The following is a 12,937-nucleotide window of genomic DNA, read 5'->3' as shown; positions in this document are numbered from 1 at the left end:
TGCTGGTGAGCTGAGTACGTGGCCCGGCGGCGGCGGGTTCAGTCGCCGGTGGTGGCCGGGTCGACGACGCGGACGCCGAAGTGGGCGGTGAGGGCGGCGCAGGCGCGGCAGGGGGTGGCGAAGCTGCCGTGCAGCGGGTCGCCGTCCTCGCGTATGCGGCGGGCGGTGAGCTTGGCGTGCTTGAGGGACTTGCGGGCCTCGCCGTTGGTCATGGGGCGGCGGGCGGAGCGCCTGCTGCGGGTGGCATCGGCGGCGGTGAGGTGCCGGGAGATGAGGATCGTCTCGGCGCACCGTCCGGTGAAGCGGTCGCGCTGGCCGCTGGTGAGGGTGTCGAGGAAGTCCTGCACGAGGTGGTGCAGGGGGGCCGGCTGGTCGCCGCGGGCGGCGGTGCCGGTGAGGGTGGCGCCGCGTACGGAGAGGGCGGCGGCGACGGCGGGCAGGATGCCGTCGCGGCGGTGCAGCAGGGCAGGGGCGGGAGGTTCGGTGCTGTCGCTCCAGCCGATGCGGGGGTCGCCGGCCCGCACGTCGGTACCTCCGGTCGGCATCGTGTTCATGGTCGTCTTCCCTCCCCTGGGCCCGCGCCCGGAGGACACAGAGTGCCAAATGCCGTGGCGGCTGCGGAAGCTGGGGCGGTGCGACACGCTGGGGCGGGGCTCCGTCGTCACGTGCGGTGACGGTTGCTCACACAAGTGACGGGCTCTCGCGGGGGTGTTCGAGGGGCGGTGCGGAGGGCCGGGGTCCGGTGGGCCGGTGACCGGCACACGGGTACCGCATAGGCTGTCGGCACCGCGCCGGGGCGCGGGCAAGGGCGTCGGTGACGTTGAAGACAGTCGGATACGGGTCGGGGCGTCCCGGCTCGTACAGAGTGCCGCAGGGGGCAACCGCCATGACGACAGGTCGGCTCGGGCAGGAAGCCGCGCCGCCGAACGCGGCCTATGCCGGGCAGGTCGTGCACTTCCCGGACCCGGTGCGGGCGGCCCGCCATCCGCGCGGCGTACGGATAGACGAGCACGGTCATCCCGACTTCGCGCCCTACGCGCGCGCGGCGGCCGAGATCGCGGAGCCCCCGGAGGGCTTCGGCGTCGACGAACTGCGGCTGACCGACTACGTGTCGGCGAACGCGGTGCTCGCGGCGTCGGGGCACGAGCTGTGGGACACGGTGCCGGAGGTGGCGACGCCGCACGGCTGGACGTGGCACCACGTGGCGAACTCCCGGCGTGTGGAGCTGATCCCGGTCGAGGTGAAGGCGCTGCTGCGCCACCACGGCGGGGTGGCTACGGCGGTGGTGGACCACGCCAAGCGCGGCACCCGCCCGCTGAACGAGACGCGTCCGGCGCACTTCGCGCTCCCCAAGTCGGGTGTCGCGGTGACGGAGTCGCAGGTGCAGGGCGTCGAGGAGGACCTCGGCTACCGGCTGCCCGGCGCCTACCGCTCGTTCCTGAAGGCGGCCGGCGGCTGCGCCCCGGTGGGCGCGGCGCTCGACGCGGAGCTGGGCCTGCTGCTGGACCAGCCGTTCTTCACCGTCCGGGACGAGGCGGCGGTCAACGACCTGGCGTATGTGAACAAGTGCCTGCGCGACCACCTGACCAAGGACTACCTGGGTGTCGCGTTCGTCCAGGGCGGTCTGGTCGCGGTGAAGGTGAAGGGCGAGCGGGCCGGTTCGGTGTGGTTCTGCGCGTACGACGACGTACGGGACACCGACCCGTCGTGGTCGGCGGCGGAGCGCGTGGAGCGGCTGCTGCTGCCCTGCGGGGACGACTTCGACGCGTTCCTGTCCCGGCTGGCCGGTGATCCGCCGGAGCTGGACACGGTGGCGAGTCTGATGGTGGACGGCGGCTTCGCGCACGCCGTCCCGGTGTCCGCGGCGTCGGCGCCGGCGGGGGAGTGAGGTCCGGGTCATGGTGACGTTTGCGCGCGCGCAGGAGCGCGGCGAGGAGTGGATCAACGGGGACGTCCCGTCGTACCAGCACCGGGAGGTGCGGGTGCGGGAGTTCGACCTCGGGTTCGTGGTGTGGGGCGAGGACCGTGCCGACGGCCCGCGTTCGGACGCGGGCGGCCAGCGCCTGGTCATCGCCCGGGACAGCGGCGAGGCCACGCTGTGGCCCGCGCTGCCGGTGGGCGAGGTCATCCGCCGCTACGAGGAGCTGTACGGCCGCCCCGACGACGTCGAGGACGCGGGGCCGGTGCCGCCCGCCGCGCGGGTGGACCTCAACCAGACGTCCTTCCTGCTGAGTCCGCCGGAGTGGCTCCAGGAGGCCGCGGACAAGCTGGGTATCCCCGACCGGCGTCCGGGCACGGACACGGCGGCCGGTCAGGGTGCGCCCCCGGTACCGGCCCAGGGTTCCTCCCCGGGGCTCGCCCGGACGCAGGCCGGCATCCCCGCCGCCGCCCCGGACGGCGGGGCCGCCTGGCCCGCCGCCCAGGGCGAGGCGGAGCGGGAACGCCGCGACGGGGACACCCCGTGGGCCGGTACGGACACCAACGCCGACGGCGAGGACCGCTCGGTGCCGCTGCCCGCGACGGTGTTCGCGCCGCCGGTGCACGACGGCACCCCGCCCCCGCCCACCGCCGCGCCGGACGCCAAGACGGCGCTGATGTCGGGCGGCAGCCAGCTCCCGCCCACCGCGGTCGCGCCCGCCGTGGACGGCGCCAAGTCCCCGGCCCCGGGCGCCCCCACGCCGCCGGCTCCGGCCCGCCCGCTGCCGCCGCACGCCGGTGACATCGCCGACGCCGCGACCAGCAAGGCCGCCCCGCCGCCCCGCAAGCCGCGCGGCGGTTCGGGGTCCCTGCCGCACCCGCCGGGCGCCCCCGGCACGCCGGGCGCGCAGCCCGGCGGCGGTGCCGAGGGGTACGTACCGACGCAGCTGGTGTCCTCGCTGGAGAGCCCCTCCGGGCCGGAGGGCGCACCGCAGGCGTCGAACGCCCCCGCGCCGCCCCGGCCCGCCGGAGCGCCCGGTGCCGTGCACCACGCGGAGACCGTGCTGTCCCCGCCCCCGCCCGGCGGCCCCGGCGTGCCCCCGCCGCCGTCCGCCCCCGGCACCCCTCCCACGCCCGGCACCCAGCCCACGGCCGGAATGCCCCCCGTCCCCGGTATGCCGCCCGGCCCGCCGCCCGCGCCGCAGCCGATGCCGCACGCGGGTACGCCGCCGCAGGGCGCGCCCATGCCGCCGCCCGGCGCGATGCCGCCTCCGGCCGGTGCCATGCCGCCGCCCGGCGCGATGCCCCCGCCGGCCGCGCCGATGCCGGGCGCGTACGGGTATCCCCCGCAGGGGCAGCCCATGGTGGGTCCCGGCTACCAGGCGGTGCTGCGCTACCGCGCCCACGACGGCTCGGAGCAGCAGCTCATCCGGCGTTCCGCGCCGGGCACCCCGCACCCGGAGTGGCAGATCTTCCACGAGCTGCGCGCGATGAACGTGCCGCCGGACCAGGTGCTGGAGCTGCACACCGAGCTGGAGTCCTGCGAACTGCCGGGCGCCTACTGCGCGCGGATGATCCGGGAGCAGTGGCCGCAGGCGCGGATCGCGTCCATCGCGCCGTACGGCACGGACCACGCGAGCCGGCAGGAGGGCATGCAGGAGCTGCTGGCCCATCAGGGTGAGCTGCACCAGGTCGCGGACGGGCCCGCGCGGCCCGCGCCGGTGCGGGCGCCGCTGCCGCCGGTGCCGCCCGTGCCGCCGGTCCCGCCGGAGGCGGTCGCGCAGGAGCTGGCGGCGGTGTTCGGTCCGGGCGTGTACCGGTTCGAGCAGCAGGCGGTGGCCCGGCAGGGCGTGCCGCCGGTCGTCGCGCACACCCTGGTGGTGGCCGGGCTCCCGCTGGACATGGGCCCGTTCTTCTGGGCGCAGGCCCAGCCGGGCCGTCCGGTGCCGACGCTGGCGGAACTGGCGGCCGAGCGCGGGGTGGCCCCGGCCTCGGACGCGGGGTCCTACCTGGTGATGGGCACGGACTTCGGCAAGGCGATCTGCGTCCAGTACGGCACCGCGAACATCGTGGCCGTGCCGGTGGAGAGCGGACCCGGCGGGGCGCCGGTGCCGCCGCAGTTCGTCAACTCCGGGCTGCCCGAGTTCGCCCGCTGCCTGGCACTGCTGGGCCGGATGTGGCGGCTGCGGTACGGCCTGAACCAGGAGCAGGCGGCCCGCTGGACCGTCGACTTCCAGGCCCAGCTGGCCGCGCTGGACCCGGCCGCGCTGGCGTCGCCGGAGAGCTGGTGGTCGGTGCTGCTGGAGCAGATGTGGGACGGCCTGCTTTAGCGGGCATCGCCGCGCAGACATGGGGCCCTTCACCGGTTCGGGTGAAGGGCCCCATGGTGTTTCCTGCCCGCTTGTGACCAAGTGCCGTCTACGGAGTGTCGCGTTATGGCCATCTGTGACCGGAACGGCATGATATGCGGTAAATCGTCCTGTCGGGTAAGTCCGGCGGAGAGGGGTCCCAGGGTGAGCGGCACAGCGAGGACACCGCGCGGCTACCGTCCCGGCCAGGTCGACGCGTACCTGACGGCACTCTCCCGCGACCGGGACGCCGTCTGGGAGCGCGCCGCCCGGCTGACCGTCCTGGCGGGACGGATGGAGACCGAGTCCGCCCGGCTCCGGGAGACGGCCGCGGGACTCGCCCCGCAGGAGTACGGCACCCTCGGCGAGCGCGCCCGGTACGCATTCGCCCTGCTGCGCGAGGAGGCCCGCGCGGTGCGCGAGGCGGCCCACGAGCAGGCCCGGCACCAGGTGGCACGGGCCGAGCGGGACGCGGCCGGTGTCGTGGCGGCCGCGCGGGAGGCCGCGCTGGCGCGGTGCGCCGAGGCCGAGAAGGAGGCCGTACGGCTGCTGTTGGCGGCGCGTACGGAGGCGGACCGGGTGCGGGTGGGCGCCCGGCGCGAGGTGCGGGAGCTGCGCGGGCAGGCGCTCGCGGCGCTGCGTGAGGCGCGCGCCCAGGCCACCGCGCTGCCCGCCGTACTGGAGGCCGGGCGGGCGGAGCGCCGGGCGGCGGCCGAACGCGCGGACGCGGAGCGGGAGTCGGCCGCCGAGGCCCGCCTCACCGAGCGGACCGCCCGCGCGGAGGCCGGACTCGCGGCCGCCACGCGGGCGCTGGAGGAGGAGGCCGTCCGGGCCCGGCACCGCCAGGACGAGGCACGCGCGCGTGCCGAAGAGATCCTCGCCGGGGCCCGGCTCCACGCGGAGCGCACCGCCCGCGAGACCGAGCACGTGCTGCGTGAGCACAGTGACACCTGGGACGACGTACAGGACCAGACGAGCCGTGTGCGCGACCGGCTGACCGAGCTGACGGGGCGGGCCGCCGCGCGGTGACCCGGGGGCGCGGGTGGGGGTGCCCGTAGGGGGCGGATCGCCCCTGACGCGGGGTGAGGGTGGAGGCTGTCCGGGGTCGGGGGTGGACACGACCCTGAGAACGGCTCCACCCGTCGGTGGAGGACCCCTAGGGGTATCTCCGTACGAGGGCTCGGGGAGGGTTCGTCCCCGCGGAGGACGAGGGCGGGCGCGCCCCGTCCTTAGTCTGTCTTTATGCCGCCAGGGGGGCGGCCGGCCAGAGCCCGGGGGGTGGGGATTTCCCCCCGGGAAACGGGGGCCCGCACCAGCGTGCGGCACCCCCCGCCACGGCCAGACTTCAGGCGTAGCGCACGGACGTACCGGCCCGCACCACTCCACTCCCGCATCGCACCGCGATCCAGGGTGCCCGCGATCGACCCGCATAGGAGACATACCGTGACATCGGCTGTGACCATTCCCAGGCACGGGGGCACTGGAGGGCCTACGGCCGTCGCCGCACGAGCGCGGCAGGTCGTGAAGGCTTACGGGGCCGGGGAGACCCGCGTCGTCGCCCTCGACCATGTCGACGTGGACATCGCCCGCGGCCAGTTCACCGCGATCATGGGCCCCTCCGGGTCCGGCAAGTCCACCCTGATGCACTGCCTCGCCGGTCTGGACACCGTGACCGGCGGTCAGATCTACCTGGACGAGACCGAGATCACCGGCCTGAAGGACAAGAAGCTCACCCGGCTGCGCCGCGACCGGATCGGCTTCATCTTCCAGGCGTACAACCTGCTGCCGACGCTGAACGCGCTGGAGAACATCACGCTCCCCATGGACATCGCCGGCCGCAAGCCCGACAAGGCGTGGCTGGACCGGGTCGTGGAGACCGTCGGGCTCAAGGACCGGCTCCGGCACCGGCCCACCCAGCTCTCCGGCGGCCAGCAGCAGCGCGTCGCCGTGGCCCGCGCGCTCGCCGCCCGGCCGGAGATCATCTTCGGCGACGAGCCCACCGGCAACCTCGACTCCCGCGCCGGCGCCGAGGTCCTCGGCTTCCTGCGCCGCTCGGTGGACGAGCTGGGCCAGACCATCGTCATGGTCACCCACGACCCCGTCGCCGCCTCCTACGCGGACCGCGTGCTCTACCTGGCCGACGGCAGGATCGTGGACGAGATGCTCAAGCCCACGGCCGAGCAGGTCCTGGACCGGATGAAGGACTTCGACGCGCGGGGGCGCACCTCATGACCGTCCTGAAGACCTCCCTGCGCAACTTCCTGGCGCACAAGGGCCGGATGGCGCTCTCCGCGATAGCGGTCCTGCTCTCGGTGGCGTTCGTCTGCGGCACCCTGGTGTTCACCGACACCATGAACACCACCTTCGACAAGCTCTTCCAGGTGACGTCCTCCGACGTCACGGTGAGCGCCAAGGGCGCCTCCGACACCGGGGAGACCACCTCCGACACCGGCAAGCCGCCCGTCCTTCCCGCGGCCGTGGTCGGCAGGATCGAGCGGGCGCCGGGCGTGAAGTCGGCCGAGGGCACCGTGTTCTCCACCTCGGTCACCGTGGTCGACGCCGACAAGGAGAAGCTGTCGCCCACCAGCGGCGCCCCGACCATCGTCGGCAACTGGAACGCCAACGACGCCCGCACCATGAAGATCACCACCGGTGCCGCGCCCCAGGGGTCCGGCCAGATCATGGTCGACGCCGACACCGCCAAGAAGCACCACCTCGAACTCGGCGACGACATCGGGGTCATCACCGCCGTCGGCACGCACCGGGCGCGCGTGTCCGGCATCGCCACCTTCACCGTCACCAACCCCGGCGCGGCGATCTTCTACCTGGACACCAAGACCGCCCAGCAGGCTCTGGTCGGCCGCACCGGCGTCTTCACCAACGTCAACGTCACCGCGGCCCAGGGCGTCACCGACGCCCGCCTCAAGCGGGACGTGAGCGCCGCCCTCGGCACCGGCTACAAGGTGCAGACCGCCAAGGAGGTCGCCGACGCCAACCAGCAGGACGTCAAGAGCTTCCTCGACGTCATGCGCTACGCGATGCTCGGCTTCGCCGGGATCGCGTTCCTGGTCGGCATCTTCCTGATCATCAACACGTTCTCGATGCTGGTCGCCCAGCGCACCCGCGAGATCGGCCTGATGCGGGCCATCGGCTCCTCGCGCCGCCAGGTCAACCGGTCGGTGCTGATCGAGGCCCTGCTGCTCGGCGTCCTCGGCTCCGTGCTGGGAGTCGGCGCCGGGGTCGGGATCGCCGTCGGCCTGATGAAGCTCATGGGCCAGATCGGCATGCACCTGTCCACGGACGATCTGACGGTCGCCTGGACCACCCCGGTCGCCGGTGTGGTGCTCGGCGTCGTCGTCACCGTCCTCGCCGCCTATCTGCCGGCCCGCCGCGCGGGCAAGATCTCCCCGATGGCCGCCCTGCGCGACGCGGGAGCCCCGGCCGACGCGCGGGCCGGCATGATCCGCGCGGTCATCGGCCTGGTCCTCACCGGCGCCGGCGCCGCGAGCCTGGCCATGGCCGCCGGCAGCGACCACGCCACGACCGGCTCGGCCTGGCTGGGCCTCGGCATCGTGCTCTCCCTGATCGGCTTCGTGGTGATCGGCCCGCTGCTCGCCTCCGGCGTGGTGCGTGTCCTCGGCGCGATAGTCCTCAGGGTCTTCGGGCCCGTCGGCCGCATGGCCGAGCGCAACGCGCTGCGCAACCCGCGGCGCACCGGCGCGACCGGCGCCGCCCTGATGATCGGCCTCGCCCTGGTGGCCTGCCTGTCCGTGGTCGGCTCGTCCATGGTGGCCTCCGCCACCGACGAGCTCGACAAGACGGTCGGCACGGACTTCATCGTCCAGAGCGACAACGGCTCCGTCATCACCCCGCAGGCCGTCGACGCCCTCAAGAGCACGCCGGGCCTGGAGCGGGTCACCGAGTACAAGAGCCTCCCGGTGACCCTGACCACGCCGGACGGCAAGGTCTCCAAGAACGCGTCCCTCAACGCGGCCGACCCCAGCTACGCCGAGGATCTGCGCACCAAGACCGTCCAGGGCGACCTCGCCGACGCCTACGGCACCGACTCCATGTCCGTCTACGCCGGCTTCGCCAAGGACCACGGCATCAAGCTCGGCTCCCGGGTCGGCGTCGCCTTCAAGGACGGCCGCACCGCGAAGCTGACGGTCCGCGCGATCACCAGCGACGAGGTCGTGGTCGACAAGGGCGCCATGTACGTCTCCATCGCCACCGCGAAGAAGTACGTACCGGCCGACAAGATGCCGCTCGACCTGCTGTTCTTCGCCACCGCCAAGGAGGGGCAGCAGGACGCCGCGTACAAGGCGCTCAAGGCGTCCCTGCACGACTACCCGCAGTACACCGTCCGCGACCAGACCGACTACAAGCAGGCCCTCAAGGACCAGATCGGCCAGCTCCTCAACCTGATCTACGGCCTGCTGGCCCTGGCCATCATCGTCGCCGTCCTCGGCGTGGTGAACACCCTCGCCCTCTCGGTGGTGGAACGCACCCGCGAGATCGGCCTCATGCGAGCCATCGGCCTCTCCCGCCGCCAGCTCCGCCGCATGATCCGCCTGGAGTCGGTGGTGATCGCCCTCTTCGGCGCCCTCCTCGGCCTCGGCCTGGGCATGGGCTGGGGCGCCACGGCCCAGAAGCTCCTGGCGCTCCAGGGGCTGAAGGTCCTGGAGATCCCCTGGCCGACGATCATCACCGTCTTCATCGCCTCGGCCTTCGTGGGGCTGTTCGCGGCGCTGATCCCGGCGTTCAGGGCGGGGCGGATGAATGTGCTGAGCGCGATCGCTACGGAGTAGGGGGACTGACGGGGGGCCGGTGCCGGGAGCGCGGGGGCTCCCGGCACCGGCGTGTCCGGGGTGGGGGCGGTTGCTTTCCCGTGTTTTCCAAGCTGCCCTTTTCAGCCGGCAGAGACGGGTGGCCCGGGTGGGAAACCGGGGGCCCAGGGGGCAGAGCCCCCTGGTACGCGAGCCGCAGCACAGGGCACCCGGGAAACAGGGGTTATCCACAGCCCCCGCCAAGGCGCACCGCCGCGTCGTACGCTGGAAGACCCCCGGCCCGTACGACGAGTCGGGCGATTCGCGTTCCCACCCCCAGGACGGAAAGCCCCTCCATGAGCCTGCACGGTCTGCTCGACGCCGTCGTCAAGGACCCCGCCCTCGCGGAAGCGATCACCGCGGCCACGGACGGCAACCGCCCCCACATCGACCTCGTAGGCCCCCCGGCGGCCCGCCCCTTCGCGATCGCCGCCCTCGCCCGCGACACCACCCGCCCGGTACTCGCGGTGACCGCGACCGGGCGGGAGGCCGAGGACCTGGCGGCAGCGCTCCGCTCCCTGCTGCCCCCCGAGGGCGTCGTGGAGTACCCCTCCTGGGAGACCCTCCCGCACGAACGCCTCAGCCCGCGCAGCGACACCGTGGGCCGCCGCCTGGCCGTACTGCGCCGCCTGGCCCACCCCCGCCCCGACGACCCCGAGACCGGCCCCGTATCCGTCGTCGTCGCCCCCGTGCGCTCCGTACTCCAGCCGCAGGTCAAGGGCCTGGGCGACCTGGAACCCGTATCCCTGCGCACCGGCCAGACCGCCGACCTGAACGAGATCGTGGAAGCCCTCGCCGCCGCGGCGTACGCGCGCGTGGAGCTGGTCGAGAAGCGCGGCGAGTTCGCCGTACGCGGCGGCATCCTGGACGTGTTCCCGCCCACCGAGGAACACCCCCTGCGCATCGAGTTCTGGGGCGACGACGTAGAGGAGATCCGCTACTTCAAGGTCGCCGACCAGCGCTCCCTGGAGGTCGCCGACCACGGCCTGTGGGCCCCGCCCTGCCGCGAACTGCTTCTCACCGACGAGGTGCGCGAGCGCGCGCGTGTCCTCGCCGAGGAACACCCCGAGCTGGGCGAACTGCTCGGCAAGATCGCCGAGGGCATCGCCGTCGAGGGCATGGAGTCCCTCGCCCCCGTCCTCGTCGACGACATGGAACTGCTCCTCGACGTCCTCCCGAAGAACGCGATGGCCGTGGTCTGCGACCCGGAGCGGGTCCGTACCCGCGCCTCCGACCTCGTCGCCACCTCGCAGGAGTTCCTCCAGGCGTCCTGGGCGGCCAGTGCCGGCGGCGGCGAGGCGCCCATCGACGTCGGCGCGGCTTCCCTGTGGTCCATCGCGGACGTGCGGGACCGCGCGCGCGAGCTGGACATGATGTGGTGGTCCGTCTCGCCGTTCGCCGCCGACGAGGAGCTGGGCGGCGACACCCTCAAGCTGGGCATGCGCGCCCCCGAGACCTACCGCGGCGACACCGCCCGCGCCCTCGCCGACACCAAGGGCTGGCTCTCCGACGGCTGGCGCACGGTGTTCCTCACCGAGGGCCACGGCCCCGCCTCCCGCACCGTCGAGGTGCTCGGCGGCGAGGGCATCGCGGCCCGCCTCGACGCCGACCTGGACGAGCTGAGCCCGTCCGTCGTCCACGTCTCCTGCGGCTCGATCGACCACGGCTTCGTGGACCCGGCGCTCCAGCTCGCCGTCCTCACCGAGACCGACCTGACCGGGCAGAAGGCCGCCGGCCGCGAGGGCGCCCGCATGCCCGCCCGCCGCCGCAAGGCCATCGACCCGCTCACCCTCGAATCGGGCGACTACATCGTCCACGAGCAGCACGGCGTCGGCCGCTACATCGAGATGGTGCAGCGCACCGTCCAGGGCGCCACCCGCGAGTACCTCGTCGTCGAGTACGCCCCCGCCAAGCGAGGCCAGCCCGGCGACCGGCTGTACATCCCCACCGACCAGCTGGAGCAGATCACCAAGTACGTCGGCGGCGAGGCCCCCACCCTGCACCGCCTGGGCGGCGCCGACTGGACGAAGACCAAGGCGCGCGCCAAGAAGGCCGTCAAGGAGATCGCCGCCGACCTGATCCGGCTCTACAGCGCCCGCATGGCCGCCCCCGGCCACGCCTTCGGCGGCGACACCCCCTGGCAGCGCGAGCTGGAGGACGCCTTCCCGTACGCGGAGACCCCCGACCAGCTCACCACCATCGCCGAGGTCAAGGAGGACATGGAGAAGTCCGTCCCCATGGACCGCCTGATCTGCGGCGACGTCGGCTACGGCAAGACCGAGATCGCCGTGCGCGCCGCCTTCAAGGCCGTCCAGGACGGCAAGCAGGTCGCCGTCCTGGTGCCCACCACCCTGCTGGTGCAGCAGCACTTCGGCACGTTCTCCGAGCGGTACTCGCAGTTCCCGGTCACGGTGCGCGCCCTGTCCCGCTTCCAGACCGAGACCGAGGCCAAGGCCGTCCTGGAGGGGCTCAAGGACGGCTCGGTGGACATCGTCATCGGCACCCACCGCCTGTTCTCCTCCGAGACCAAGTTCAAGGACCTCGGCCTGGTCATCGTCGACGAGGAACAGCGCTTCGGCGTCGAGCACAAGGAACAGCTCAAGAAGCTGCGCGCCAACGTGGACGTCCTCACCATGTCCGCCACGCCCATCCCGCGCACCCTGGAGATGGCGGTCACCGGCATCCGCGAGATGTCCACCATCACCACCCCGCCCGAGGAGCGCCACCCGGTCCTCACCTTCGTCGGCCCCTACGAGGAGCGGCAGATCGGCGCCGCCATCCGCCGTGAACTCCTGCGCGAGGGCCAGGTCTTCTACATCCACAACCGGGTCGAGTCCATCGACCGCGCGGCCGCCAAGCTCCGCGAGATCGTCCCCGAGGCGCGCATCGCCACGGCCCACGGCCAGATGTCGGAGCAGGCCCTGGAGCAGGTCGTGGTGGACTTCTGGGAGAAGAAGTTCGACGTCCTGGTCTCCACCACGATCGTGGAGTCCGGCATCGACATCTCCAACGCCAATACCCTGATCGTGGAGCGCGGCGACAACTTCGGCCTCTCCCAGCTGCACCAGCTGCGCGGCCGCGTCGGCCGGGGCCGCGAGCGCGGGTACGCCTACTTCCTGTACCCGCCGGAGAAGCCGCTCACCGAGACCGCGCACGAGCGGCTCGCGACCATCGCCCAGCACACCGAGATGGGCGCCGGCATGTACGTCGCCATGAAGGACCTGGAGATCCGCGGCGCGGGCAACCTGCTCGGTGGCGAGCAGTCCGGCCACATCGCGGGCGTCGGCTTCGATCTGTACATGCGCATGGTGGGCGAGGCCGTGGCCGACTACCGGCGCCAGTTGGAGACAGGGGAGCCTGGGGCGGGAGGCGCGGAAGAGGCGCCGCTCGAGGTCAAGATCGAGCTGCCGGTCGACGCGCACGTCCCGCACGACTACGCGCCGGGCGAGCGGTTGCGCCTCCAGGCGTACCGGTCCATCGCCTCCGCCAACTCGGAGGAGGACATCAAGGCCGTCCGCGAGGAACTCACCGACCGCTACGGCAAGTTGCCCGAGCCGGTGGAGAACCTGCTGCTCGTCGCCGGTCTGCGCATGCTCGCGCGGGCCTGCGGGGTCGGCGAGATCGTCCTCCAGGGTCCCAACATCCGCTTCGCACCGGTGGAGTTGCGCGAGTCGCAGGAGCTGCGGCTGAAGCGGCTGTACCCGGGCTCGGTCATCAAGCCGACCGCGCACCAGGTGCTGGTGCCGCGCCCCAAGACGGCCAAGGTCGGCGGCAAGCCGCTGGTCGGCCGGGAACTCCTGGGCTGGGTCGGGGAGTTCCTGGCGTCGATCCTGGGGTCCTGAGGAG

General features: G+C 73.3%; 7 protein-coding genes. 6 read left to right on the top strand and 1 reads right to left on the bottom strand.

Annotated features, from left to right (window positions below; genetic code table 11):
* Positions 1–38: 38 nt before the first annotated feature.
* The gene (locus tag D0Z67_RS11660) at positions 39–554 is read right to left on the bottom strand and encodes a YwqJ-related putative deaminase (RefSeq protein WP_031184271.1); all 516 of its coding nucleotides are present in this window, start codon (positions 552–554) and stop codon (positions 39–41) included.
* A gap of 332 nt (positions 555–886) precedes the next feature.
* On the opposite strand from D0Z67_RS11660, the gene D0Z67_RS11655 reads away from it, so the two are divergent.
* The 6 genes from D0Z67_RS11655 (at position 887) to mfd (ending at position 12,933) form a co-directional block, all read left to right on the top strand.
* The gene (locus tag D0Z67_RS11655) at positions 887–1,888 is read left to right on the top strand and encodes an SMI1/KNR4 family protein (RefSeq protein ID WP_031184272.1); all 1,002 of its coding nucleotides are present in this window, start codon (positions 887–889) and stop codon (positions 1,886–1,888) included.
* A 10-nt stretch (positions 1,889–1,898) separates the two neighbouring features.
* On the top strand, positions 1,899–4,247 hold the full coding sequence (locus D0Z67_RS11650) for an SUKH-4 family immunity protein (RefSeq protein ID WP_031184273.1): 2,349 nt from the start codon (positions 1,899–1,901) through the stop codon (positions 4,245–4,247).
* 183 nt (positions 4,248–4,430) lie between these two features.
* Positions 4,431–5,294: a hypothetical protein gene (locus D0Z67_RS11645; RefSeq protein WP_031184274.1), complete on the top strand. Its 864-nt coding sequence runs from the start codon at positions 4,431–4,433 to the stop codon at positions 5,292–5,294.
* A 414-nt stretch (positions 5,295–5,708) separates the two neighbouring features.
* Positions 5,709–6,497 (top strand): ABC transporter ATP-binding protein, encoded by a 789-nt coding sequence (locus D0Z67_RS11640; protein ID WP_031184275.1) that lies wholly within the window; start codon positions 5,709–5,711, stop codon positions 6,495–6,497.
* Positions 6,494–9,073: an ABC transporter permease gene (locus D0Z67_RS11635; RefSeq protein ID WP_031184276.1), complete on the top strand. Its 2,580-nt coding sequence runs from the start codon at positions 6,494–6,496 to the stop codon at positions 9,071–9,073. Before D0Z67_RS11640 ends, D0Z67_RS11635 begins: the two co-directional genes overlap by 4 nt.
* A gap of 314 nt (positions 9,074–9,387) precedes the next feature.
* Positions 9,388–12,933: a transcription-repair coupling factor gene (gene mfd / locus D0Z67_RS11630; protein ID WP_031184277.1), complete on the top strand. Its 3,546-nt coding sequence runs from the start codon at positions 9,388–9,390 to the stop codon at positions 12,931–12,933.
* Positions 12,934–12,937: the final 4 nt, after the last annotated feature.

The organism is Streptomyces seoulensis, assembly GCF_004328625.1.
GTDB classification, from domain to species: domain Bacteria; phylum Actinomycetota; class Actinomycetes; order Streptomycetales; family Streptomycetaceae; genus Streptomyces; species Streptomyces seoulensis.
This window is presented reverse-complemented; position numbering and strand designations above follow the sequence as displayed.